The organism is Bradyrhizobium sp. S3.3.6, assembly GCF_040546905.1.
In the GTDB taxonomy this organism is placed as follows: Bacteria; Pseudomonadota; Alphaproteobacteria; order Rhizobiales; family Xanthobacteraceae; genus Bradyrhizobium; species Bradyrhizobium cytisi.
Genome location: NZ_JBEPOT010000008.1, coordinates 26343 through 49450, shown reverse-complemented (window position 1 = coordinate 49450; position 23108 = coordinate 26343). Strand labels below are relative to the sequence as shown.

The 23108-nt window shown below is 64.9% G+C and carries 22 protein-coding genes; 15 read left to right on the top strand and 7 right to left on the bottom strand.

The window, feature by feature from the left end; translation table 11 throughout:
• The first annotated feature begins 3 nt into the window (after positions 1–3).
• The 8 genes from ABID59_RS22785 to ABID59_RS22750 all read left to right on the top strand — a co-directional run bounded on the left by ABID59_RS22785 (position 4) and on the right by ABID59_RS22750 (position 9772).
• Positions 4–333: a DUF2160 domain-containing protein gene (locus tag ABID59_RS22785; RefSeq protein WP_354033740.1), complete on the top strand. Its 330-nt coding sequence runs from the start codon at positions 4–6 to the stop codon at positions 331–333.
• Between the two features lie 76 nt (positions 334–409).
• Complete coding sequence (locus tag ABID59_RS22780) at positions 410–2206, top strand: ABC transporter substrate-binding protein (RefSeq protein WP_354033738.1); 1797 nt, start codon at positions 410–412, stop codon at positions 2204–2206.
• Between the two features lie 302 nt (positions 2207–2508).
• Entirely contained in the window at positions 2509–3942 is a 1434-nt protein-coding gene (locus tag ABID59_RS22775) for an FAD-binding oxidoreductase (RefSeq protein WP_354084852.1), read from the top strand.
• A gap of 11 nt (positions 3943–3953) precedes the next feature.
• Entirely contained in the window at positions 3954–5039 is a 1086-nt protein-coding gene (locus ABID59_RS22770) for an ABC transporter substrate-binding protein (protein WP_148755599.1), read from the top strand.
• 38 nt (positions 5040–5077) lie between these two features.
• Positions 5078–6187 (top strand): ABC transporter ATP-binding protein, encoded by a 1110-nt coding sequence (locus ABID59_RS22765; RefSeq protein ID WP_148755600.1) that lies wholly within the window; start codon positions 5078–5080, stop codon positions 6185–6187.
• A 53-nt stretch (positions 6188–6240) separates the two neighbouring features.
• Positions 6241–7956, top strand: a complete 1716-nt coding sequence (locus ABID59_RS22760) for an ABC transporter permease subunit (RefSeq protein ID WP_354084851.1) — start codon at positions 6241–6243, stop codon at positions 7954–7956.
• 31 nt (positions 7957–7987) lie between these two features.
• Complete coding sequence (gene dapA, locus ABID59_RS22755) at positions 7988–8893, top strand: 4-hydroxy-tetrahydrodipicolinate synthase (protein ID WP_354033730.1); 906 nt, start codon at positions 7988–7990, stop codon at positions 8891–8893.
• Between the two features lie 12 nt (positions 8894–8905).
• Entirely contained in the window at positions 8906–9772 is an 867-nt protein-coding gene (locus tag ABID59_RS22750; protein WP_354084850.1) for an IclR family transcriptional regulator, read from the top strand.
• A 199-nt stretch (positions 9773–9971) separates the two neighbouring features.
• Here the strand turns inward: ABID59_RS22750 and ABID59_RS22745 are convergent, their stop codons facing one another.
• The 3 genes from ABID59_RS22745 to ABID59_RS22735 form a co-directional block, all read right to left on the bottom strand.
• Positions 9972–11072: an alkene reductase gene (locus ABID59_RS22745; RefSeq protein ID WP_354084849.1), complete on the bottom strand. Its 1101-nt coding sequence runs from the start codon at positions 11070–11072 to the stop codon at positions 9972–9974.
• Between the two features lie 178 nt (positions 11073–11250).
• Positions 11251–11754, bottom strand: a complete 504-nt coding sequence (locus tag ABID59_RS22740; RefSeq protein ID WP_148755604.1) for a DUF1993 domain-containing protein — start codon at positions 11752–11754, stop codon at positions 11251–11253.
• Positions 11755–11863: 109 nt separating this feature from the next.
• Positions 11864–13165 (bottom strand): lytic murein transglycosylase, encoded by a 1302-nt coding sequence (locus tag ABID59_RS22735; protein WP_354084848.1) that lies wholly within the window; start codon positions 13163–13165, stop codon positions 11864–11866.
• Positions 13166–13352: 187 nt separating this feature from the next.
• Here ABID59_RS22735 and htpX point away from each other — a divergent pair, with 187 nt between their 5' ends.
• Both htpX and ABID59_RS22725 read left to right on the top strand, forming a co-directional pair.
• Positions 13353–14309: a zinc metalloprotease HtpX gene (htpX, locus tag ABID59_RS22730; protein ID WP_354084847.1), complete on the top strand. Its 957-nt coding sequence runs from the start codon at positions 13353–13355 to the stop codon at positions 14307–14309.
• 135 nt (positions 14310–14444) lie between these two features.
• The gene (locus tag ABID59_RS22725; RefSeq protein ID WP_354084846.1) at positions 14445–15086 is read left to right on the top strand and encodes a tetratricopeptide repeat protein; all 642 of its coding nucleotides are present in this window, start codon (positions 14445–14447) and stop codon (positions 15084–15086) included.
• Between the two features lie 166 nt (positions 15087–15252).
• Here the strand turns inward: ABID59_RS22725 and ABID59_RS22720 are convergent, their stop codons facing one another.
• Both ABID59_RS22720 and ABID59_RS22715 read right to left on the bottom strand, forming a co-directional pair.
• Positions 15253–15606 (bottom strand): hypothetical protein, encoded by a 354-nt coding sequence (locus ABID59_RS22720; RefSeq protein WP_354084845.1) that lies wholly within the window; start codon positions 15604–15606, stop codon positions 15253–15255.
• 176 nt (positions 15607–15782) lie between these two features.
• Positions 15783–16595, bottom strand: a complete 813-nt coding sequence (locus tag ABID59_RS22715) for a hypothetical protein (protein WP_354084844.1) — start codon at positions 16593–16595, stop codon at positions 15783–15785.
• A gap of 226 nt (positions 16596–16821) precedes the next feature.
• Between ABID59_RS22715 and ABID59_RS22710 the strand changes: the two genes are divergently transcribed.
• Positions 16822–17115 carry an antibiotic biosynthesis monooxygenase gene (locus tag ABID59_RS22710; RefSeq protein WP_045005289.1) on the top strand — a complete coding sequence of 98 codons (294 nt, stop codon included), beginning with the start codon at positions 16822–16824 and terminating at the stop codon, positions 17113–17115.
• 145 nt (positions 17116–17260) lie between these two features.
• Here ABID59_RS22710 and ABID59_RS22705 read toward each other — a convergent pair whose 3' ends face one another.
• The gene (locus tag ABID59_RS22705) at positions 17261–18706 is read right to left on the bottom strand and encodes a helix-turn-helix domain-containing protein (protein ID WP_354084843.1); all 1446 of its coding nucleotides are present in this window, start codon (positions 18704–18706) and stop codon (positions 17261–17263) included.
• A 206-nt stretch (positions 18707–18912) separates the two neighbouring features.
• Here ABID59_RS22705 and ABID59_RS22700 point away from each other — a divergent pair, with 206 nt between their 5' ends.
• The 3 genes from ABID59_RS22700 (at position 18913) to ABID59_RS22690 (ending at position 21523) form a co-directional block, all read left to right on the top strand.
• Positions 18913–20547 carry an isocitrate lyase gene (locus ABID59_RS22700; protein ID WP_354084842.1) on the top strand — a complete coding sequence of 545 codons (1635 nt, stop codon included), beginning with the start codon at positions 18913–18915 and terminating at the stop codon, positions 20545–20547.
• 23 nt (positions 20548–20570) lie between these two features.
• Positions 20571–20780: a DUF4170 domain-containing protein gene (locus ABID59_RS22695; RefSeq protein WP_008137787.1), complete on the top strand. Its 210-nt coding sequence runs from the start codon at positions 20571–20573 to the stop codon at positions 20778–20780.
• A 188-nt stretch (positions 20781–20968) separates the two neighbouring features.
• Positions 20969–21523 carry a hypothetical protein gene (locus tag ABID59_RS22690; protein WP_354084841.1) on the top strand — a complete coding sequence of 185 codons (555 nt, stop codon included), beginning with the start codon at positions 20969–20971 and terminating at the stop codon, positions 21521–21523.
• A gap of 97 nt (positions 21524–21620) precedes the next feature.
• Here ABID59_RS22690 and ABID59_RS22685 read toward each other — a convergent pair whose 3' ends face one another.
• Positions 21621–22502, bottom strand: coding sequence for a metallophosphoesterase family protein (locus ABID59_RS22685; RefSeq protein ID WP_354084840.1), 882 nt, complete (start codon positions 22500–22502; stop codon positions 21621–21623).
• A 92-nt stretch (positions 22503–22594) separates the two neighbouring features.
• Here ABID59_RS22685 and ABID59_RS22680 point away from each other — a divergent pair, with 92 nt between their 5' ends.
• Positions 22595–23086, top strand: a complete 492-nt coding sequence (locus tag ABID59_RS22680) for an NUDIX domain-containing protein (protein ID WP_354033714.1) — start codon at positions 22595–22597, stop codon at positions 23084–23086.
• Positions 23087–23108: the final 22 nt, after the last annotated feature.

The window sequence follows — 23108 nt, the reverse complement described above, 5'->3', positions numbered from 1 at the left end:
CTTATGGAATCCATCGCATGGATGGCCTGGACGCTGCCGACGGCGATCTTCTTCGCAGCGCTCGCTTGCACGCTTGCCGTGATGACGTGGCTCGCGTCTGTCTATCCGGAGGCCGAGCGTGTCGGCGTGCTCAGTATTCCGACCACGCGCGGCGATCGCCTGTTCATCTCGCTGATTTTGGCTGCCGTCATCCACCTGGCGTGGATCGGCCTGGTCGGCACCGACCCGATCGCCTCGCTGCCGATCGGCGAGGAGGGGATCGAGATTTCGAGCCTGTGGCTCGCAAGTGGAATTTCGCTGGCCACGGCCGTGCTCATTTTTCGCACGGTCTGAAGCTCGCGAAGGGACGGCCAGATCCGGGGTCAACCCGGGCCTGTATAAAAGTTTGTCGCTGCAACGGAGGAACAACATGCGACAGTTTAGGAGAAGGAAAGGTCCATTGACCAAGATTAGCTTTCTGACCGTATCGAGCGCCGCGGCCATTCTCGCCACCGCGTTCGCTGCCTCGGCGCCGGTTCGCGCCGCCGACGATGCCGCCATCCAGAAGTGGATCGCGGAATTCCAGCCTTCGACCATCTCGAAGGACGACCAGAAGAAAGAGCTCGAGTGGTTCGCGAAGGCCGCCGAGCCCTTCAAGGGCATGGAGATCAACGTCGTCTCGGAGACCATTGCGACCCACGAATACGAGTCGCAGACGCTCGCCAAGGCGTTCTCCGAGCTGACCGGCATCAAGCTCAAGCATGACATCATCCAGGAAGGTGACGTCGTCGAGAAGCTTCAGACCCAGATGCAGTCCGGCAAGAACGTCTATGACGGCTGGATCAACGATAGCGACCTGATCGGCACGCACTTCCGCTACGGCCAGACCATCGCGCTGTCGGACTACATGACCGGCGAGGGCAAGGACGTCACCGATCCCCAGCTCGACGTCAACGACTTCATCGGCAAGTCGTTCGGCACCGCGCCGGACGGCAAGCTCTACCAGCTGCCCGACCAGCAGTTCGCGAACCTCTATTGGTTCCGCTACGACTGGTTCACCAACCCCGACTACAAGGCCAAGTTCAAGGCCAAGTATGGCTACGATCTCGGCGTCCCCGTGAACTGGTCGGCGTATGAAGACATCGCCGAGTTCTTCACCAACGACATCAAGGAGATCAACGGGGTCAAGGTCTACGGCCATATGGACTATGGCAAGAAGGACCCTTCGCTCGGATGGCGTTTCACCGACGCCTGGCTGTCGATGGCGGGTAACGGCGACAAGGGCATTCCGAACGGTTTGCCGGTCGACGAGTGGGGCATCCGCATGGAAGGTTGTCGTCCGGTCGGCTCGTCGATCGAGCGCGGCGGCGACACCAACGGTCCGGCTGCGGTCTACTCGATCACGAAGTACCTGGAGTGGATGAAGAAGTACGCTCCGCCGCAGGCGCAGGGCATGACGTTCTCCGAGTCGGGTCCGGTCCCGGCGCAGGGTAACATCGCCCAGCAGATGTTCTGGTACACCGCCTTCACCGCCGACATGGTGAAGCCGGGCATCGCCGTGATGAACGCGGACGGTACGCCGAAGTGGCGTATGGCTCCGTCGCCGCACGGCTCGTACTGGAAGGAAGGCATGAAGCTCGGCTACCAGGACGCGGGCTCGCTCACGCTTCTGAAGTCGACCCCGGCGGATCGCCGCAAGGCGGCCTGGCTGTACCTCCAGTTCATCGTCTCCAAGACGGTGTCGCTGAAGAAGAGCCATGTCGGTCTCACCTTCATCCGTGAATCCGACATCTGGGACAAGTCGTTCACCGAGCGTGCGCCGAAGCTCGGCGGCCTGATCGAGTTCTACCGCTCGCCCGCGCGCGTGCAGTGGACCCCGACCGGCAACAACGTGCCTGACTATCCGAAGCTCGCGCAGCTCTGGTGGCAGAACATCGGCGATGCGTCGTCCGGTGCGAAGACGCCGCAAGCCGCGATGGATGCCCTTGCCGCCGCGCAAGACTCCGTCATGGAGCGTATCGAGAAGTCGGGTGTGCAGGGTGCCTGCGGTCCGAAGCTGCACAAGAAGGAGTCGGCCGAGTTCTGGTTCGCCAAGGCCCAGAAGGACGGCACCATCGCGCCGCAGCGCAAGCTCGCCAACGAGAAGCCGAAGGGCGAAACGATCGACTACGACACGCTGATCAAGTCGTGGCCGGCCACCCCGCCCAAGCGCGCCTCGCTGCAGTAAGCGACGCTTCATAACGACGAAAGGCCGGGAGCAATCCCGGCCTTTTTTTGTCTTGGTGAGTTAGGCGGAATACCTCAGCGCCGTCATTGCGAGCGAAGCGGCGTAGCGAAGCAATCCAGAGTCTTTCCGCGGAGGCACCGAGAGAAGGCCGCGCGCTTCTCTCCCAGGAGCAGACGAATGCCGCCGCTTGACTCCCCGTCATACCGAATTCATAGTTAGCATAATGCGATTGCAGTAATCGTATTACGATTACTTGCGCAGACGCCGTTTGGGCCAGTATCGGCCCGTCCCGGAGGCTGGTGATGGCATTGATCGAGGCGTTCAGGCAGTTGCTGGGCGACACGGCCGTGCTGACTCGCGAGGAGGATCTCGCGGGCCTCACCGAGGATTGGCGCGGCCGTTTTCGCGCGGCGGCGCTCTGTGCGGTAATGCCATCCACCACGGAGCAGGTCGCGGCCATCGTCCGCCTTTGCGTCGCGCATGAAACGCCAGTGCTGCCGCAGGGCGGCAACACCAGCCTGTGCGGCGGAGCGACGCCATCGGGGCAGGGCAAGCCGCCGGTCATCGTCGCGCTGACGCGCATGCGCCGGATCCGTTCGCTCGATCCCGTCAACAACACCATGGTGGTCGACGCCGGCTGCGTGCTCGCAACCATTCAGGATGCCGCCGCTGCTGCGGGCCGGCTCTTTCCGGTGAGTCTCGGCGCCGAAGGGTCCTGCCAGATCGGCGGCAATATCGGCACCAATGCCGGAGGCGCGGGCGTGCTGCGCTACGGCAATACCCGCGACAATGTGCTCGGGCTAGAGGTGGTTCTGCCGGACGGATCGGTCTGGGACGGCCTCTACGCGCTGCGCAAGAACAACACCGGCTACGACCTCAAGCATCTCTTCATCGGCTCCGAGGGCACCCTCGGCATCATCACCGGTGCGGTGCTGAAGCTGCATCCGCTGCCGACGGCGGAGGCCGTCGCCTGGCTTGCGGTCGATCATCCGCAGAAGGCGCTGGACGTGCTGGGCCTGTTCCAGGCCTCTTGCAGCATGCGGCTCTCAGCCTTCGAGTTGATGAATGCGAAGCAGATCCGGCTCGTACTGGAGCAGGTGCCGGGCCGGCGCTGTCCGGTCGCGGAAATCGACACCTGGCACGTCCTCGTCGAATTGTCCGACACCGGCGATGCCGCGGCGCTCGCGACGACGATGCAAACGGTGCTCGAACAGGCGCTCGAGGCGGGACTGGTCAGCGACGGCGTCGTCGCCGCAAGCGAGGCACAGCGCAAGGCAATGTGGCTGGTGCGTCACAGCGTCTCGGAAGCCAACAAGAAAGCAGGCGTGGGCCTCACGTCGGACACCGCGGTGCCGGTGTCGACCGTGCCGGCCTTCATCGACCAGGCGATGGCCGCTGTGCGCGCGGTCGTGCCGGATCTGCCGTTCGTGATCGTCGGCCACATGGGCGACGGCAACATTCATCTCATTCCCTTCTTCAGCTTTGCCGAGTGGGAAGCCCTGCCGGAGCGCGACACCGTTGCGCAGCGCATCCGCCGCGCCATGAACGATGTCGCAAGCTCGCTGCGCGGCACCTTCAGCGCCGAGCACGGCGTCGGACGCACGCTGACCGGCGAGATGTCCCGCTACAAGCCGCCGGTCGAGCTCGCCTTGATGCAGGCGGTGAAACAGGCGTTCGATCCGCAGGGCCTCTTCAATCCTGGCCGCGTTCTGCCACCACCCATTGCAACATCATAGAGGGGACTGACATGACCAATCTTCCGAAGATCATCACTTCCCGCCGCCGTCTGCTGCTCGGTGCGGGAGCCGGCGCCGTCGCGCTCGCCGCGCCCTCGGTCTGGTCGCCTTCCCGCGCCGCCGGCAAACGGATTGTCGTGCGCGACGACGGCGGCATTTACACCAAGGCCTATGGTGCGGTGTACTACCGGCCCTTCACGGAAGCGACGGGAATCGAGGTCGTCGGCGTGCAGGCCAATGCTGAGCCGGTCGCTCAGATCAAGACCATGGTCGACACCAAGAGCTACACCTGGGACATGGCCAAGATCTCCTGGCCCGCGATTCAGCTCCTGACCACCGGCGGCAAGCAATATCTCGAGAAGCACGGCCTCGAATCCGAGCCCGTCGTCAAGTCGATCCCGGCCGAATACGCCTCGCCCTACGGCGTCGCGACCAACGTCTACACCACGGTGCTCGCCTATCGCACCGACGCCTTCAAGGGCCGCAAGGCGCCGCAATCCTGGGCCGATTTCTGGAATGTGGCGGACTTCCCCGGCCGCCGCTCGGTGCGCAAGCATCCGTTCGACACGATCGAGGAGGCGCTGATGGGAGCCGGCGCGCCGACCGCGCAGGTCTATCCCTGCGATCTCGACAAAGCCTTTGCCTCGCTCGACAAGATCAAATCGTCGGTCGCGGTGTGGTGGACCAGCGGCGCGCAGGTCGAGCAGATGCTGACCTCGGGCGAGATCGACATGCTGCCGACCTGGGTGTCGCGTGCGCAGTCGGCACAGGCGGCAGGCGCTCCCGTCGAGATCGTCTGGAACCAGGGGGTCTGGGGCGCCGACAACTGGTCGATCCTCGCCGGCTCGCCGAATGCGGATGCCTGCCGCGAGTTCATCAAGTTCGCCTCCGATCCGAAGCGGCAGGCAGCCCTCGTGGAATATTTTCCGGCCGGCCTCACGCAGCCGGAGGCCTTCAACTACGTCAAGCCGGAGGTCGCCAGGAACTGCCCGACCTATCCGGACAACATCAAGGCCGGGCTGAAGATCGATCCGAAATACTGGTACGACAACCAGGCCGCCGTCATCGAGCGCTTCAACAGCTGGATTCTGGCTTGACCGGCGCCCAGGGAAGCGCGAAGCGATCGGAGCGGCCCATGGTCTCGTCGAGCCTGCGCATTCACGAGCTGTGCAAGCGCTATGGCGACTTCGTCGCGCTGGCGCCGACCAGCCTCGACGTCGCCAGCGGCGAATTTCTGACCCTGCTCGGCCCGTCGGGATCGGGCAAGACGACGCTGCTCAGCCTGATCGCAGGCCTCGCCCATCCTGACGAGGGGCGGATCCTGATCGACGATACCGACGTCACGCACAGCCCGGCTTATGACCGCGATATAGGCGTCGTGTTCCAGAACTACGCGCTGTTTCCTCACATGACGATCGAGGACAACATCGCGTTTCCCCTGAAGATGCGGAAGGTGGCCGACGCTGAGGCGCGCCGGCGCACGGCCGAGGCGCTGGAGACGGTGCGACTGCCGCACGTTGCAAAACGCTATCCGCGCGAGCTCTCCGGCGGCCAGCAGCAGCGCATCGCGCTGGCGCGCTGCATCGTCTATCGGCCCGCCATCATTCTGATGGACGAGCCCTTGGGCGCGCTCGACAAGAAGCTGCGCGACCAGATGCAGCTCGAGATCAAGCGCATCCATCGCGAGCTCGGCACCACGATCGTCTACGTCACCCACGACCAGGAAGAGGCGATGACGATGTCTGATCGCATCTGCCTGATGAATGCAGGCGCGATCGAGCAGCTCGGCACGCCTGAGGATCTCTATTTCCGTCCGCGCTCGGTGTTCGTCGCCGACTTCCTCGGCGAGTCCAATTTGCTCAGCGCCACCGTGCGTGGCGTCGACGGCGATGGGCTCGACATCGTCCTGGCCGCACAGGCCGCGCCGTCGCGCGCGGTCGGCAATGGCGGGAGTTTCGCCGCGGGCGAGCCGATCAAGGTGATGGTGCGTCCCCAGAACCTCGTGGTCGGGGACGCCGGCGGCGGAGGCCAGCTCTCCGGCCGTATCTCTGGGCGGCTTTTGGACGTGATGATCAGCGGAAGCCTGACGCGGCTCTACATCGCGCCGGAGACGGTGGGCATGCCGCAACTTGTCGCCGCGCATCCGACCCGCAGCGGCGCGGCGCCCTACGAGATCGGACAGCTTCTGTCGCTCGGATGGCATGCGGCGGACGCCGTCGCCATCCGCGATGGCAAGGGGATCTGAGCTTGGCCGCCCCGCGCGCGATACAGCGGAATCTGGCCTGGACGCGGGCGGCAATGGGCGCCCCGCTGGTCCTGCTGCTCGCGCTGTTCCTGGTCTATCCGGTCGGCCAGCTGCTGCTGCTTAGCGTCTACGGCGACAATGGCTTCACGCTGGCGCAATACCGCCAGCTCTTCGCCTCATCGGTCTATCTCGACGTTCTCCTGATCACCCTGAAGATCTCGCTGGTCACCACCCTGGTCTGCGTCATCACGGGGTATCCGATCGCCTATCTGATCTCGGTCGTCGACAAGGAACGCAAGACGACGCTGCTGTTCTGGGTGCTGCTGTCATTCTGGACCAGCTTCCTGGTCCGCGCCTTCGCTTGGATCGTGCTGCTCGGGCGCAACGGCGTCATCAACAAGCTCCTCATCTCGCTCGGCATCATCTCGAGCCCCGCGAGCCTGCTTTACAATTTCGGCAGCGTGCTCGTCGGCATGGTCAATGCGCTGCTGCCGCTCGCCGTGCTGACGATGCTCGCGGTGATGGAGAACATCGACCGCACTCTGCCGCGCGCGGCCGCCACGCTCGGGGCGCGGCCGGGCATGGCGTTCTGGAGAATCTATTTTCCGCTGTCGCTGCCGGGCGTCGCCGCGGCGGGCATCATGGTGTTCGTCACCGCGATCGGCTTCTTCATCGTGCCGGCACTGCTCGGAGGACGCCGCGAGACCATGATCACGCAGCTCATCATCGACCAGGTCCAGCAGACCATGAACTGGGGCTTTGCCGGAGCGATCTCGGTGCTGCTGCTGTTGGTGGTCTTCATCGTCTTTGGTGCCTATGACCGCCTGCTCGGCCTGTCGACCATGACCGGCGCGGCCGCGCCGCGCAACGCGGCACCGTCGCGTTCGTCGGGCCCCCTTCACAAGGCGGGTGACGCGCTCCTTACGCTGCTCGGTGCGGTCTCCGACCGGATCCTCCGGCTCCTGCCGTCACGCCGTCGCGACCGCAATCCCGACCAGGCCGGCATGGGCTTGCAAGCCTTCGTCTGGATCATGCTGCTCATCATCAGCGCGCCGACCATCCTGATGATCCCGCTGTCGTTCGGCACCGGCGGCCTCAACTGGCCGCCGCAGGGTTTTACCCTGCATTGGTATGAGACCGTGCTGAGTTCGCCGCTCTGGACCCAGGCCATGCTGCGCTCGCTCATGGTCGGGCTCGGAACGGGACTGCTCGCCATGCTGATCGGCACGCCGGCCGCGTTCCTGCTGGTGCGCAGCGACATCCGCGGCAAGGCGGCGTGGCTGGCCTTCATCCTGTCTCCGATCGTGGTGCCCCGCATGATCATCGCGGTCGGGCTGTTTTACGTCTTCGCGCGGATGGGCCTAATCGGCAGCGCTTTCGGCCTCATTCTCGGCCATACCGTCGTGGCGGTGCCCTACGTGGTCATGACGATGATGGCGGTGCTGCGCAATTACGACACGCGGCTCGACCACGCCGCGCAGAGCCTCGGCGCGCGCCCGTTCGCGACGTTGCGCTACGTCACCTTCCCGATCCTCGGCGCGGGCATGATGTCGTCATTCCTGTTCGCCTTCGCGACCTCGTTCGACGAGCTCACCATCGCCCTGTTTGCGACCGGCGGCCTCAACGCGACGCTGCCAAAGCAGTTTTGGGACGAGGTGACGCTTCAGGTCTCGCCCGCGATCGCCGCCGTTTCGACCTGCCTGTTCGTTTTCATGGGGCTCCTGATCTTCGTCGCCGAACGCCTGCGCCGGCGGGCCGCCGCGAGATAGAAGCTCCGCATTCCAACCAGAGGTTCACATCATGCTTACTGCCAATCGTCTTCGCGGCCTGTTCCCGGCCATTCCGACCCCGGTCAAGGCCGACGACACCATCGATGCCGGCGCGGTCTCGGCGCTGTTTGCCTGGCTCAACAAGCAGGGGATCGACGGCGTGGTGCCGCTCGGCGGCACCGGCGAATATGGCGCGCTGGCACGCGCCGAGCGCATCAAGATGGCCGGCTTGTCGGTGAAGGCGATGGCGGGCAAGGGCCCGGTCATCGCCGGCGTGCTGGACACCGGCTTCCACGATGCCTTGCAGGCGGGCAAGGAATTCGCAGCGGAGGGCGTGGACGGTCTCCTGGTTCTTACGCCATATTATACCAACCCGACTCAGGCTGGCGTCCGCGACTATTTCCTGCGTTATGCCGACGCCTCGCCCGTGCCTGTCCTGATCTATGAGATTCCCTACCGCACCCGGATAGCGATCGAGCCCAAGATCCTGCATGAGCTCTCCAGGCATCCCAACATCATCGGCATGAAGGCCTGCAATCTCGACATGTACCATTTCCTCCAGGTCGTGGCCGGCGTCGACGCGAGCTTTGCGGTGCTGAGCGGCGAGGACAGCCTGTTTCCGCTGCATCTCGCGGCCGGCGCGACGGGCGGCATCGTTGTGACCGCATGCCTTTTGCCGCGAGCCTGGCGCCAGATATTCGAGACGGCCACAGCTGGCAAGACAGCGGAGGCCTTGAGCCTCCATCGCCGCCTGATCCCGCTGATGAACATGGCGTTCGCCGAAACCAATCCGGGACCGATGAAAGCGGTGATGGACCTCGTCGGCGTCGAGGCGCCGCGCATGCTGGCGCCGCTGGTCCAGCCGGCACCGGCGCTGGTCGCTGCGCTCCGCGCCGAGCTCGGCCGGCAGTTGGCGGTCTCGGAGGGCATCGGGTGAGAGGACGGCAGCATGGCGCGTAGCAGTCGTGACGGCAGCGGCCGCGCCGCGAAGGCAAAGGCCGCCAAGGCCGACGAGAAGGCCGCGGACAACGGCGGCGAGTCACGTTCGTCGCTGTTCGTCGGCTCGACCGAAAAGGCGTTCCAGGTCCTGCACGCCTTCGACGGCCCGCAGCGCTACATGACGCTCGCCGACATCGCGCGCGCCGCCGGTCTCGACCGTAGCGCCACCCAGCGCCTGGTCTACACGCTCGAGACGCTCGGCTATCTCAAGCGGATCGAGGGCACGCGCAATTACGGTCTTACCTCGAAGGTGCTCCAGTTCTCGCACAGCTATCTCAAGGCCAACGATCTGATCGACCGCGCATCGCCCTATTTGCTCGAGATCAGCCGCAATCTCGGCGAGACGACCAACCTGCACGAACTGGATGGCCACGAGGTTGTCTTCGTGGCACGCTTTCCGGGGGCGCACCTCATCAACATCGACATCGTGATCGGCAGCCGGCTGCCGACCTTCTTCACGGCGTCCGGCACGGCGATCCTGTCGGCGCTGCCCGAGGAGGAACGCCTCGATCTTCTCAAGCGCACCCCGCTCGCGCCGCTCACGCCTTTCACTGTAACCGACCCGAAGATGCTGATGGAGCGTGTACGCGTCGCGGCCCGGTGCGGCTATGCCGTCATCATGAACGAGACCGTGATGGGCGACATTTCGGTCGCAGCTCCCATTATCGACGAGCATGGCCGTGCGATTGCCGCGATCAACATTTCAGTGCCGACGACGCGCTGGACCAAAGAGCGTGCCGAGGCCGAGCTGGCGCAGCACGTCCACGTCGCCGCAACCTCCATCTCCAAGTCGAAGTTCAACCGCTACGCGGCCTGAGGCGCGGGGGTAGCAAAAAGGCCGGGAGCGATCCCGGCCTTTTCCTTTCGTGGCGCGCCACGCTCGCCGTTCCTCTCCGCAGTCATCGTCCGCGAAGGCGGACGATCCAGTACGCCGCGGCCTCTCGACCTGATCTCGCTGCCGGTGGTTACTGGATGCCCCGCCTTCGCGGAGCATGACAGTCGTCGCTTGGGAAAGGCTACTCCGCCGGCTCGGCGGCCAGCGTCGGGTAATCCGTGTAGCCCTTGGCGCCGCCGCCGTAGAACGTGTTCTTGTCCCAATCGTTCAGCGCCGTGCCCTTCTTCAGCCGCTCGACCAGGTCGGGGTTGGAGATGAACGGCTTGCCGAAGGCGATCAAATCGGCCGCGTTCGCGTCGAGCACCTTGGTCGCGAGTTCGAAATCGTAGCCGTTGTTGGCGATGTAGGCGCCCGAGAAGCGCTTGCGCAGGCTCGCATAGTCGAACGCTGCGAAGTCGCGCGGGCCGCCGGTGGCGCCTTCGACGACGTGGAGATAGACGAGCTTCAGCGCGCTGAGGCCGTCGGTGATGTGATTGAACAGCGCTTGCGGATTGGAATCGGCAATGTCGTTGGCGGGCGTCACCGGCGAGATGCGGATACCGGTCCGGTCGGCACCGGCTTCCGCCACGACGGCCTTGGAGACCTCCAGCATCAGCTTGGCGCGGTTCTCGATTCCGCCGCCATAGGCGTCGGTGCGCTTGTTGGCACCATCCTTGGCAAACTGGTCGAGCAGGTAGCCATTGGCGCCGTGGATCTCGACGCCGTCGAATCCGGCCTCCAGCGCGTTCTTCGTGGCGCGCTTGAAATCGTCGATGATGCCTGGAATTTCGGAGAGCTCGAGCGCGCGGGGCTCGGAGACGTCGGCGAAGGTGCCGTTCACAAAAGTCTTGCCCTTGGCGCGAATCGCGCTCGGCGCCACCGGGGCTGCGCCGCCCGCCTGGAGGTCGACATGCGAGATGCGGCCGACATGCCAAAGCTGGATGAAGATCTTGCCGCCGCGCTCGTGCACCTTGTCGGTGACCTTGCGCCAGCCGGCGACCTGGTCCTTCGAATAGATGCCGGGAGTGTCCTGGTAGCCCTGGCCCTGCTGCGAGACCTGGCTCGCTTCGGTAATCAGCAGGCCCGCAGACGCACGCTGGCCGTAATAGTCGGCGGCGAGCGGAGAGGGCACGAAGCTGCCGGGCGCGGCGCGATTGCGCGTCAGCGGTGCCATCACGAAACGGTTGGCCAGCGTGATCGGGCCGAGCTTGTAGGTCTCAAACAGTTTGGTCGGACGGCTCATTGGGGTGCTTCCAGGGTTGAGAGGTCCGGAACACTTGTGCATTGCGACATCAGGCGCAAGGGATGAGCCATACGGAAAGTGCAGGCGAGCTGCGCGGCAGGCCCGCGCAGCATAATTCATGTGCATTTTCGGCTGCCGCAGCGTGAATTCGCTGCCGCGGCCGTGCGGCCTGACAAACTCAGTTTACGCCGAGGAAATCGCGCTTGCCGATCTCGACGCCGCTGTGACGCATGATGCCATGAGCGGTGGTGGCATGAAAATAGAAGTTCGGCAGCGAGACCGCGCTGAAGAACTGCTGGCCCTTGAGCGTCATGGTCCGGTCCGGGCCCGCCGGGAAGGTCACGTCCTTGGTGTCGGCGCCTTCGAACTGCTCCGGCTTGAATGATTTCACGTAGTCGATCGTCCTGGCGAGCCGCTGCTTCAGCTCCTCGAACGTCTTTTCCGTGTCGGGCATCGAAGGCACCTCGCTATGCGTCAGCCGGGCGCAGCCCTTGGCGGCGAAATCGCTGGCGAGCTGGATCTGCTTCGACAGCGGCAGCATGTCCGGGAAGAGGCGCGAGCCGAGCAGGACGGCCGGGTCGATCTTTTTGGCCGCGCAATGCGCCTCGGCCTTGGTGAGCAGGCCGATAAGGCTGTTCAGCATTTGCAGATAGGCGGGGACGACGGCGTCGTGGAAGGACATGTGATGCTCGCTTCAATGGTGGGAGATCTCAGGAGAAAACCTGAGCCACTCACATGGGAGCCTCATGGAATAATACAATCGTCGAAGCGGCTTGTGCGGTGAGAAAATTCTACCGCACCGTCGCCTGGGGCTGCGCCTGTGCCGTGCTGCCCCGCATGCGGGCCAGAAGCTCCGCGGTCGGCCAGGAATCGGCGGGCAGGCCGTATTTGATCTGCATCGCCTTCACGGCCGCGCGGCTCTGCTGGCCCAGCACGCCGTCGACCTTGCCGACATTGAAGCCGGCTTGGACCAGAAGTTGCTGCAATTGCCTGAGCTCGTTGAACGGCAGTTGCGCGACCTGCCCGGCCGGCCTGCGCATCGGGGCGGCGCCCGCAATCCGCGAGGCAAGATAACCCGCGGTGGTCGAATAGATCAGCGAGTTATTCCATTCGGTATAGGTCGCGAAATTGGCATACGCCATGAAGGCCGGCCCAAAGCGTCCCATCGGCAGCAGCACGGACGCCGCGAGATTGTCATTCGGCAGTGGACGGCCGTCGGGATAGGTGACGCCGAACTGCGCCCATTTCGAGCGCGGCAGCTGCACGCTGAGGTCGGTCTGATCCCATGGCAGGCTCGAGGGCACCTTGATCTCTTCCAGCCACGGCTCGCCGCGCCGCCACTTCAAGCCCTTGGCGATGTAGTTCGCTGTCGAGCCGATCACGTCGTCCTCGCTGCGCAACAGGTCGCGCCGGCCGTCGCCGTCATAGTCGACGGCATAGTTGACGTAATGCGTCGGCAGGAACTGCGTCTGGCCGAGCTCGCCGGCCCAGGAGCCGATCATCTCGTCGGGCGTGAGATCGCCGCGGTCGATCACCTTCAGCGCGGCGATGGTCTCGTTCGCGAACATCTCCGAACGGCGGCAGTCATAGGCGAGCGACACCAGCGATTTCAGCGTCGGCAGATTGCCCATGTTGACGCCGAAGTCGCTCTCCAGGCCCCAGAACGCGGCGATCACCGCCGGCGGCACGCCGTACTCTTTTTCGGCACGGGCGAACGCCGCAGCGTGTTGCTTGATATGCTGCTGGCCGTTCTGCATGCGATAGGGCGCGGCCATGCGGCCGGCAAATTCGGTGAAGAGCTGGCCGAACACGCGCTGGCCGCGGTCGCGGTTGACGATGCCCTGGTCGTAGACGAGGTAGGGCGAAGCCTCCGCTATCGTTCGCTGCGACACGCCGGCCGCAACCGCCTGCTGTTTCAGGTCGGCGAGGAAGCGATCGAAGCTCTGCCCATTGTGGCACGACGCCGCGCGCGACGAGGGCACCGTGGCCTTGGGCGCGGCAGGCCTTGCGGGTGGCGGCGCGATCTGGGCGGAGGCGGTTGAAGAGAGCGCGAACAGAGCGGCGGCCGCGATCGCAAATCGGGTCTTGGACATGAGGTTTCCGAAAGGGGGAGGAGACGTTTGGATTCTTGACGAAGTTTAATGGAATGCTCGAGCTCAAACCAGTGCCGCGGCTCCGCGACGCACCCTAGAACCTTGCATCCGGGCCGGGGTCATCCCTACCTCGTGTTTGCCGGCCTGCCACGCGTCCAGCGGCCATGGCCGGCTCCAGGAGACGGCCATGAACTATCTGCGTACCGCAATGCTTCTCGCAGGCCTCACCGCCCTGTTCATGGGCGTGGGCTATCTGATCGGCGGCGCCGCTGGCGCCATGATCGCGCTCGTGATTGCGGCGGCGACCAATCTCTTCACCTACTGGAACTCCGACCGCGCGGTGCTGTCGATGTACGGCGCCCATCAGGTCGACCGTCAAAGCGCGCCGGAACTGGTCGGGCTCGTTGCCGAGCTTGCGGGCCGCGCAGGCCTGCCCATGCCGCGCGTGTTCGTGATGGACGAAGCGCAGCCCAACGCGTTCGCGACAGGCCGCAATCCCGAGAACGCCGCCGTGGCCGTCACAACGGGCCTGATGAACCAGCTCAGCCGCGAGGAGCTTGCCGGCGTGATCGCGCACGAGCTCGCGCACATCAAAAATCACGACACCCTGCTGATGACTGTTACCGCCACCATCGCCGGCGCCATCTCGATGCTGGCGCAGTTCGGCATGTTCTTCGGCGGCAACCGCGACAACAACGGCCCCGGCATCGTCGGCTCGATCCTGATGATGATCCTGGCGCCGCTCGGAGCCATGCTGGTGCAGATGGCGATCAGCCGCACCCGCGAATACGCCGCCGACGATCTCGGCGCGCGCATCGCGGGACAGCCGATGTGGCTGGCGTCGGCGCTGGTGAAGATCGAGGGCGCCGCGCATCAGGTGCCGAACTATGACGCCGAACGAAATCCCGCGACCGCACATATGTTCATCATCAACCCGCTGTCGGGCCATGGCGTCGACAACCTCTTCGCCACCCATCCCTCGACGCAGAACCGCATCGCAGCGCTCCAGCAACTGGCGGCCGAGCTCGGCGCGCGAGCGAGGCCGTCGGTCGGCGCCAACGAGAATTATCCGCCGCAGGGCCCGTGGGGCCGCTCGTCTTCACGGGGTCCCTTGGATGGGCCTTCACGTGGACCTTGGGGCTGATGCGGAATCCGCCGGATTTTGGCTGGCTTTGTGACCTGGCGCACACAGGGCCGGTCTCGCCGGTGGTAACACCTGACCGAGAGTGTTCCTTCGAAAGGGGATGCGTGGCCGGCCCGTCGCCGGTCGCCGTCGAAGATGACCAGAGCTGCGGTGCCATTGTTGATCGTGCTGGGCGTGGCCATTGGCCTGTCCACGCATACGGTCGTGAATTGCGGTGATGAGGACGAGCCCGACATCTGCTCGGCCGTGATCGGCTTCTCGCCGTTCCGTGGCTCCCTGATCGCCTTCGCCTACGAGGGGCGCGGACGGATCGCGCTGCGCCACGGCGACAACGGCCGGGCGATCGCCGATTTCAACGAGGCCATCCACCTCAATCCCAACCGCGCCTCGCTCTATCGCGACCGCGCGCAGGCGTACCGTCAGAACGGCGAGCTGAGCCTCGCGATTGCCGATTTTGACGAGGCGATCGCGCTCGATCCCAAGCCGGCGCCGCCCTATCACGAGCGCGGCCTCGCTCTCGCCGCCAAGGGTGATCTCGACCGCGCGATTCTGAGCTACAGCACCGCCGTCCGCCTCGACCCCTCGGACCCGAAGGCCCGCCTCGACCGCGGCCTTGCGTTCCTCGCCCGCGGCCAGGCCAACGATGCTCGTGCAGATTTCGAAGCCGCTGTTGCGTTGCCGCCCGGCAAGGACGGCCGCACACGCGCCGCCGCGCGCGCAAAACTCGCCGAGCTTGCTCACGCCGAGCCGACCCGCGTCTCGGCGCCGACGCGGTGAGAGGTGTTCTCCCTCGCCCCGTTCTTACGGGGAGAGGGTTGGGGTGAGGGGCTCTATCCGCGAAGATGGTGAGAGTTGGATCTGCGGAGACTCCCCCTCACCCGGATCGCAAGAGCGATCCGACCTCTCCCCGCAAGCGGGGCGAGGTGAAGGGCGCAAGCGTCGGCTACTTCGCCTTCTTGGTTTTGGCCTTCTTGGCCTTCGCGGCCTTCTTCGCCGGCTTGTCCTTGGCCGGCTTCTCGGCCTTCGCCTCGATGGGCGTGCTGGCGGCCAGTCGCATGGCGCGGGCATAGCTGTCGGCGACATTGTCGGCGGACATCTGGAGGCGTTTGGCAGCGGCGGTGGCCTGCTCCATGGTGGCCTTGGCCATCATCTCGAAGCGGGCGCCGGTCTCCTTGCCCCTGGCCTTGGCCGCAAGGCCGCTGAAGCGATCCCGCCGCTGCTTGGCGCGGGTCATCAGGCCCGTCTGCAGCTGTCTGGCCAGTTGCCGGATCACGACATCCAGGTCGGCGTCCGCCATGTCTTCTATCCTCTTCGAAACAGTCCCAATCGATGCGGCGGGACTATGCAGATCGGGCCCCGCCTTGGCAATTCCTGCCCGGGCGTCATCCGCAGCTTCCGGTTACCAAAACAGAAAAGCCGCGCATGTCGCGCGGCTTTTGGCATTGGCTTGGCGCGAGGTGCGCCGTGCCGGCCTTATTTCAGCGAGGCGACCGGTCCGCTTGAGCTTGCTGCCGGATCGGGGTCGAAGCCGAACACGCCGACCAGATATTTGTAATAGTCCGGCATCTTCTCCTTGAGCGCCTCGCGGGTCTTGGGATCGTGGAATTCGCTCTTGCCGGCGAGGAAAATGCTGGCGGTCACCGCAAAGAACTCCATGTGGTTCTTCAGCGCATAGGCTTCCTTGGGCAGGAAATCCTTGGATTTGGCATAGGCGTAATAGCTGATCACGCCCTTGTTGGCGTAGCCGTCCGGCAGCAGGCGCGCGTGATAGGCGTGCAGCATCTCGTGGAGCAGCACGGCCTCTTTCTCGTAACGCATCATGTCCGGCCGGACCATGATGACGCCGAGCCCGGAATCGACTGCGAGGTCGACGGCGTTCGGGTTGGTCCAGCGCTGCTTGTCGTGGTCCCACACCGTTAGCGTCCGCGGGGTGGTGCGCTGGGTATCCGGCGTGACCCGGCCGTAGCAGGCGGTTGCGGCGCCTTCGTCGAGGCAGGCCAGCTCGCTCGCGATGATCGGGACGGTACGGAAGAAGCGAAGCACGCGCGGCGAGAACCCGGCGCCTTCGACCACGTCGATCTGCTGCTTCAGATTCTCGGTGAGCTTGTCGACGTCCTTGCGCTCGGAATTCTCCGACACGTCGAACATGTAGCCGCGGTAGCTCTGGAAGCCGGGCGGCAGCGCCTTCGCGGCATCGGCGGACGCGACATCGAGCGAGCCGGCGGTGGACGGATTGGCGAACAGCGCGCCGACAACGGTCGCGGTCAGCAGCAACGCAATGCGCATGATGAACCCCCTGATGTCACTTCACGCGGCAGGATAGGCTGCCGTTGTTTGCGAAAAGTGAGTGGGGCGAGACTAAGGCAGCGATGTTGAGGCGTGCTTAATCCTTGGTTGCAGATCGCGAAGGCGGATTAGGGCAGGGTTAACCAAGCCGTAGATCGGCGGCGCGCTTGGGCGTAACATGCCGCTCGGGCATCAAGCCCGGATCAGAAGCCGAAGGGAGGATGCCATGTATGCCGCCATCCGTCAGGCCAAGGCGAAGAGCGGAAGCGCCGAAGAGCTGGCGCGCCGCATCAAGGACGGCGCCGTTCCGATCATCAGCGACGTCGACGGCTTCAGGGCCTATTACGTCGTCTATGCCGGCGACGACACGGTGACCGCGATCTCCATCTTCGACAAGTTCGAGCAGGCCGAGGAAGCGAACCGGCGTGCCATTGCCTGGATCGAAAAGGATCTGGGGTCGCTGTTGGCGGGGCATGCGAGCGCCGCCGCGGGGCCGGTGATCGTGCATACGCTGGCGTAGTTGGTTGGATCGCTCGCGCCTCAAACTCAACGGTCATCGCCCGGCTTGACCGGGCGATCCAGTACTCCGAGACGGCTATGATTGAACCGATGGGCCGCGCCGTACTGGATGCCCCGCTTTCGCGGAGCATGACAACGGAGAGGGGTCACAACTCCCTTGCATTCGAGAACGCGAACGAGCTCACCCGTCGCGTGGTCTCGTCCAGGATCAGCGTGCGTGTGATCGGCGGCTCGGCGCGCTGGGCGCAGTTTTCGCGCTCGCAGAGCCGGCAGTTGACGCCGATCGGCGTGCCTTCCGTCTTCTCCAGGTCGATGCCGGCGGCGTAAGTCAGGCGCGCGGCGTGGCGGATCTCGCAGCCGAGGCCGATGGCGAAGCGCGGTTGCGGCTGCGGGTGCGGCGCGACGGGCCGGCGCACCATCTGGGCGATCGAGAAATACCGCGTGCCGTCGGAGAGCTCGATCACCTGCTTCAGCAGGCGGTCGGGCGTGTCGAAGGTCGAGTGCACGTTCCACAGCGGACAGGTGCCGCCGAATTTCGAGAACGGGAACGTGCCGGAGGAAAAGCGCTTCGACACGTTGCCGGCATTGTCGACGCGCAGCAGGAAGAACGGAATGCCACGCGCGTTCGGCCGTTGCAGCGTGGTGAGGCGATGGCAGACCTGTTCGAAGCCGGAATTGAAGCGCTGCGCCAGCACGTGGATGTCGTAGTTGAGGGCTTCGGCCGCCGCGAGGAAGGCCGGGTAGGGCATCATCACGGCCGCTGCAAAGTAGTTGGCGAGCGTGATGCGGAACAACCGGCGCGGCGTATCGTCGAGCGGGCCGGCGCGGCCGATGATGGTCTCCAGGGCTTGCGTGCATTCGCCGAGGCCAAGCTGGAAGGCGAGCTGGAAGGCGCGACCCGGAGGGTCGACCAGCTCCGAGATCAGGAGCTGACGGCGGTGACGGTCGAAACGGCGGAGCGTTTCGCGCATCACGTCGACCGGCATGATGCGGGTCTGGATCGAATGCTTTTCGCGCAGGCGTGCGGCGAGTGCGGCATAGAGCCCTTCGGCCGGCACATTCAACTCGTCGCGAAGGTTCTCCGCGGCCTGCTCGAGCTCCGGGAAATAATTGCGGTTGGCCTCGATCAGCTCGCGCACGCGCTCGACCGGATTGGCCTCGTAGCGCGTGCCGACATCGCGGTCGGCCATTTGCGCTGCCGCCAGCGTCTCGCCCTGGCGTGCCTCGGTATAGGCCGCGTAGAGCCGCTGCAGCGCGTGCGTCACGCCGGGACAGAGCTCGGCGAGGTCGCGCAGCTCCTGCTTGGGGACCTCGATCTGGCGGAACAGCGGATCGGAGAAGACCTCGTTGAGCTCGGCGAAGAAGCGGTCCTCGTCGGCGGTGGCGAGGTCGCGCAGATCGAGGTCGTAGGTTTCGGCCAGCCGCAGCAGGATCTGCGCCGTCACCGGGCGCTGGTTCCGCTCGATCAGATTGACATAGCTCGGCGAGATCCCGAGCCCCTCGGCGATCTGGGTTTGGGACAGTCCCAATTGCTGCCGGATCCGCCGGAAGCGCGGACCGACGAACAGCTTTTTCCCGGATGCGGCGGGCATTTCTTACATCTCCAGAGGCACTAAGGGCAGTCTCACTGACCTGTATTCTTTACAAAATTTACAAAATAACATCTACTACATGTTCTTATGTTACATGACATCATCATTCGAATACAAGGCCTCTATACGAATTTCTCTTTCTCGCGTTTAGCTCGTGTCACGCGTTTCGCAATGCACTGTCAAAACTGTCGAGAGAGAGCACACACATGAACTACCAGCCCCGTGGCATCAACGCGCTCCAGCGCCCGGCCTCGTATCAGAGCGAGATCGAGTCGGCCCAGGCGCTCCTCGAGACCAAGCCGACCTGGAATGGGGTGTCGGCCGAGGCCGTCGCGCGCATGCGCATCCAGAACCGCTTCAAGACCGGCCTGGACATCGCCCGCTACACCGCGGCGCTGATGCGGGCCGACATGGCGGCCTATGACGCCGATCCGACCAAGTACACCCAGTCGCTGGGCTGCTGGCATGGCTTCATCGCCCAGCAGAAGCTGATCTCGATCAAGAAGCACTTCGGTGGCAAGACCGATCGCCGCTACCTCTATCTGTCCGGCTGGATGATCGCGGCGCTGCGCTCCGAGTTCGGACCGCTGCCCGACCAGTCGATGCACGAGAAGACCTCGGTGCCGGCCTTGATCGAGGAGCTCTACACCTTCCTGCGTCAGGCGGACTCCCGCGAGCTCAACGACATCTTCCGCGCGCTCGACAAGGCGCGCAAGGAAGGCGACAAGGCCCGCGAGAAGGAGCTGATCGAGAAGGTCGACAACTTCCAGACCCATGTCGTGCCCGTCATCGCCGACATCGACGCCGGCTTCGGCAACGCCGAGGCGACCTATCTGCTCGCCAAGAAGATGATCGAAGCGGGCGCCTGCGCGCTGCAGATCGAGAACCAGGTCTCCGACGAGAAGCAGTGCGGTCACCAGGACGGCAAGGTCACCGTGCCGCACGAGGTCTTCCTGGCGAAGATCCGCGCCTGCCGCCACGCGTTCCTCGAGCTCGGCATCGAAGACGGCGTCGTCGTGACCCGCACCGACTCGCTCGGCGCCGGCCTGACGCAGCAGATCGCCGTCAGCCACAAGCCCGGTGACCTCGGCGACCTCTACAACAGCTTCCTCGACTGCGAGGAAGTGACGGCGCAGAACGCCCGCAACGGCGACGTCATCATCAACCGCAACGGCAAGATGATGCGTCCGAAGCGGCTGCCCTCGAACCTCTACCAGTTCCGCCCCGGCACGGGCGAAGATCGCTGCGTGCTCGACAGCATCACCTCGCTGCAGAACGGCGCCGACCTGCTCTGGATCGAGACCGAGAAGCCGCATATCGAGCAGATCGCCAAGATGGTCGACCGCATCCGCAAGGTCGTTCCGAACGCGAAGCTCGCCTACAACAACTCGCCCTCGTTCAACTGGACGCTCAACTTCCGCTGGCAGGTCTACGACGCGATGAAGGAAGCCGGCAAGGATGTCTCGAAGTATAACCGCGCCGAGCTGATGAAGCCGGAATACGACGATACGCCGCTGGCGATTGAAGCCGACGAGCGCATCCGCACCTTCCAGGCGGATTCGGCCAAGCGCGCGGGCATCTTCCATCACCTGATCACGCTGCCGACCTATCACACGGCCGCGCTGTCCACCGACAACCTCGCACGCGAGTATTTCGGCGAGCAGGGCATGCTCGGCTACGTCAAGAACGTGCAGCGCCAGGAGATCCGCCAGGGCATCGCCTGCGCCAAGCACCAGAACATGGCCGGCTCCGATATCGGCGACGACCACAAGGAGTACTTCGCAGGTGAAGCTGCCCTGAAGGCGGGCGGAGCCCACAACACGATGAACCAGTTCGGCTAACGCCACGCAACAGGAGACTGACAATGACCAAAGGCAGCAATTTCTGGGTGATCGGCGGCGAGTTCGGCTCGATGAACTTCCACAAGCTCGTCGAAGGCTCGGCCCAGGTGCAGGGTCCGTTCAAGACCCGCAAGGAAGCCGAAGACGCCTGGCGTTCGGTTTCGGAAGAGAACCGCCACAAGGCCGGCGTCCGTTTCTCGATCGTGGAAGAGCCGTCGCGGGTCTCGGCCTGACGGCTGCCTGACAAATAAGAAGACGTCCAAGGACGGAGGGTCCCATCCGGCGCAAGCCGGGTGGGATCGTCTGCTTTTGGCACACATCAACGGCCTGTGGGTGTCGTAAGTATCTGGAATGATAGGCCCTTTGCGGGCGCTTTGGTTGCTGATAGGTTAATGGTGGAAAGTCGAGGACCAGGCCGACAATGTCAGAGCCCGAGACCAGCGGGACCCATCCCAGCCAGCCGCGCCCGGTGCGGCTGCGCGATGCGCTGCTGCGCGCGCGGATCGAGGCCGCCGACCGGACCGGCGTCGTCGTCGATCTCAGGGATGCCGAGGTGGCGCGGCTCGAGATCCTCAACGACGCGCTCGACCCGCTGTTCGCCCAGGTTCCGGATCAGATCGATTTGTTCGACCGCGGCATCAGCCAGGGCGATACGCCGCGGCTCTGGATCGACGTCGTCGCGCACATCATGATGGGGCGCGACAAGCGGCTGTACCGCTTCGTCCAGGACAGCCGCTTCGGCCGCATCGTGCTCGCCGAATCGCACGACACTGCGGTGATCGTTGACGCCGTGACCGACTACGTCGCCCGCCGCATGATCGAGCGCGAGCGCGCGATGGTGGTGCTGCCCGAGCCGAAGCCGGAGGTCGCGGAGCCGCCCCGCCGCTCGCGCTTCTGGCCGTTCGTGTTCGGCTTCATCCTCGGTGCCGCCGCGCTGTTCGGCGTCGCCGTGCTCGCGGCGCTGCGGAGCTGGTGAGATTTCGTCATTGCGAGGAGCGAAGCGACGAAGCAATCCAGGCTGTCTCCGAGGAAGCAGTCTGGATTGCTTCGCTTCGCTCGCAATGACGGCAAGGCTAAACCACCCGCGCGCGCGTGATCTCTCGCACCTGCAGGTCATGATCGATGCTTCGCACGATCTGCTCGCAGTGCCAGCCGGCATTGTCCTTCTCGATCGCGAACAGATTGTAGGCCGCCGCCGGATGTCGCCCGTGCGCGAGCGCCGAGGCCGACGGCACGCCGATCGCGGGAATGTTGCCGTTCCGACCAGCGAACCACATCGTCGAATGGATGTGGTCGTGCCCGTGCAGGATCAGCTCGACGCCGTGGCGCTTGAGCAGCGCCAGCAGCGCCGCGGAATCCGTCAGCCGCTTCTGCCATGCGCTGGACTTCAGGGGGTGATGCACCAGCAGCACGCGGAAGACATCCTCGGCCGCGAGCTGATCGAGCACCCGTTCGAGTGCGGCGAGCTGATCGTGCCCGAGCGTGCCCGTCGCCATCAAGGGCGGCGTCGGCACGGCGCTGGAGAGGCTGATCAGCGCAGCCGGCCCGCGCCGGCGCACACCGGGAAAGCCGGTGTTGCCGTCGTCGTCTGCAAGATAGGGCGCAAAGGTCTCGCCGAAGCGATGGCGCGTGGCGCGGACATAGGCGTCGTGATTGCCGGGAATCGTGGTGACGCGATCGGGCGGCCCGACCCCGTCGAGCCAGGCGCGCGCCGGCGCGAACTCCGCCTCCATCGCCAGATTGACGAGATCGCCTGTGACCGCGATGTGGTCGGGCGTCTGCGCCTTGATGTCGGCGACCAATGCATCGAGCACCTCGCGGCGGTGGTAGTTGTGACGGTTGCGCGTCCAGTTGACGTAGCCGAGCGCGCGCTTGCCGGCGAGCTCGATCAGCCGCGGCTTCGGCAGCGGCGGCAGATGCGGGTCGGACAGATGGGCGAGCGTGAAAGGTGCCATGGCGCGCGGTTGCCTCGCTATTCGCACGCTGTAATGGCAAGGTCGCCGGCAACGTGCAAGGGACGCTTGAAAGGGCGCTTCAGGAGAGCCTGATGGGGGAACGCCTGGACAAGATCCGACGCAGATTCGAGCCGCTGCTGCGGCGTGTCTTCCACGCCTATTTCCTGCTGGTCCGCGGTATGACGCTCGGCGTCCGCGCCGTGGTGCTCGATGCCGACAACAAGGTGTTTCTGGTCAAGCACAGCTACGTCTCGGGCTGGTATCTGCCGGGCGGCGGCGTCGACTATGGCGAGACCATGGAGCAGGCGATGCGCCGCGAGCTCAAGGAGGAGGGCGATATCGACCTCACCGGGGAGGCCGTGCTGCACGGCGTCTTCCTCAACAGCCACATCTCCCGCCGCGACCATGTCGCGGTCTATGTCGTCAGGCATTTCCGGCAGGACAGGTTGCCGGCGCCCAACCACGAGATCATCGAATGCGGCTTCTTCGACACCGCCGCGCTGCCGGAGGAGGCGACCCCCGGCACGCGGCTGCGGATCGCGGAAGTGCTTCACGGCAGGCCCGTGATTGCGACGTGGCGCTGAGGGCGGGCTATGCTAGTACCAG

What these genes read in the sequence shown, in the direction of transcription:
- ABID59_RS22700 (WP_354084842.1), top strand. Translation starts at nt 18,913, where the DNA reads ATGAACTACCAGCCCCGTGGCATCAACGCGCTCCAGCGCCCGGCCTCG.
- ABID59_RS22685 (WP_354084840.1), bottom strand. Translation starts at nt 22,502, where the DNA reads ATGGCACCTTTCACGCTCGCCCATCTGTCCGACCCGCATCTGCCGCCG.
- ABID59_RS22720 (WP_354084845.1), bottom strand. Translation starts at nt 15,606, where the DNA reads ATGGCGGACGCCGACCTGGATGTCGTGATCCGGCAACTGGCCAGACAG.
- ABID59_RS22740 (WP_148755604.1), bottom strand. Translation starts at nt 11,754, where the DNA reads ATGTCCTTCCACGACGCCGTCGTCCCCGCCTATCTGCAAATGCTGAAC.
- htpX (WP_354084847.1), top strand. Translation starts at nt 13,353, where the DNA reads ATGAACTATCTGCGTACCGCAATGCTTCTCGCAGGCCTCACCGCCCTG.
- ABID59_RS22785 (WP_354033740.1), top strand. Translation starts at nt 4, where the DNA reads ATGGAATCCATCGCATGGATGGCCTGGACGCTGCCGACGGCGATCTTC.
- ABID59_RS22775 (WP_354084852.1), top strand. Translation starts at nt 2,509, where the DNA reads ATGGCATTGATCGAGGCGTTCAGGCAGTTGCTGGGCGACACGGCCGTG.
- ABID59_RS22780 (WP_354033738.1), top strand. Translation starts at nt 410, where the DNA reads ATGCGACAGTTTAGGAGAAGGAAAGGTCCATTGACCAAGATTAGCTTT.
- ABID59_RS22725 (WP_354084846.1), top strand. Translation starts at nt 14,445, where the DNA reads ATGACCAGAGCTGCGGTGCCATTGTTGATCGTGCTGGGCGTGGCCATT.
- ABID59_RS22750 (WP_354084850.1), top strand. Translation starts at nt 8,906, where the DNA reads ATGGCGCGTAGCAGTCGTGACGGCAGCGGCCGCGCCGCGAAGGCAAAG.
- ABID59_RS22765 (WP_148755600.1), top strand. Translation starts at nt 5,078, where the DNA reads ATGGTCTCGTCGAGCCTGCGCATTCACGAGCTGTGCAAGCGCTATGGC.
- ABID59_RS22760 (WP_354084851.1), top strand. Translation starts at nt 6,241, where the DNA reads ATGGGCGCCCCGCTGGTCCTGCTGCTCGCGCTGTTCCTGGTCTATCCG.
- ABID59_RS22745 (WP_354084849.1), bottom strand. Translation starts at nt 11,072, where the DNA reads ATGAGCCGTCCGACCAAACTGTTTGAGACCTACAAGCTCGGCCCGATC.
- ABID59_RS22705 (WP_354084843.1), bottom strand. Translation starts at nt 18,706, where the DNA reads ATGCCCGCCGCATCCGGGAAAAAGCTGTTCGTCGGTCCGCGCTTCCGG.
- ABID59_RS22680 (WP_354033714.1), top strand. Translation starts at nt 22,595, where the DNA reads ATGGGGGAACGCCTGGACAAGATCCGACGCAGATTCGAGCCGCTGCTG.
- ABID59_RS22770 (WP_148755599.1), top strand. Translation starts at nt 3,954, where the DNA reads ATGACCAATCTTCCGAAGATCATCACTTCCCGCCGCCGTCTGCTGCTC.
- ABID59_RS22695 (WP_008137787.1), top strand. Translation starts at nt 20,571, where the DNA reads ATGACCAAAGGCAGCAATTTCTGGGTGATCGGCGGCGAGTTCGGCTCG.
- ABID59_RS22710 (WP_045005289.1), top strand. Translation starts at nt 16,822, where the DNA reads ATGTATGCCGCCATCCGTCAGGCCAAGGCGAAGAGCGGAAGCGCCGAA.
- ABID59_RS22715 (WP_354084844.1), bottom strand. Translation starts at nt 16,595, where the DNA reads ATGCGCATTGCGTTGCTGCTGACCGCGACCGTTGTCGGCGCGCTGTTC.
- dapA (WP_354033730.1), top strand. Translation starts at nt 7,988, where the DNA reads ATGCTTACTGCCAATCGTCTTCGCGGCCTGTTCCCGGCCATTCCGACC.
- ABID59_RS22690 (WP_354084841.1), top strand. Translation starts at nt 20,969, where the DNA reads ATGTCAGAGCCCGAGACCAGCGGGACCCATCCCAGCCAGCCGCGCCCG.
- ABID59_RS22735 (WP_354084848.1), bottom strand. Translation starts at nt 13,165, where the DNA reads ATGTCCAAGACCCGATTTGCGATCGCGGCCGCCGCTCTGTTCGCGCTC.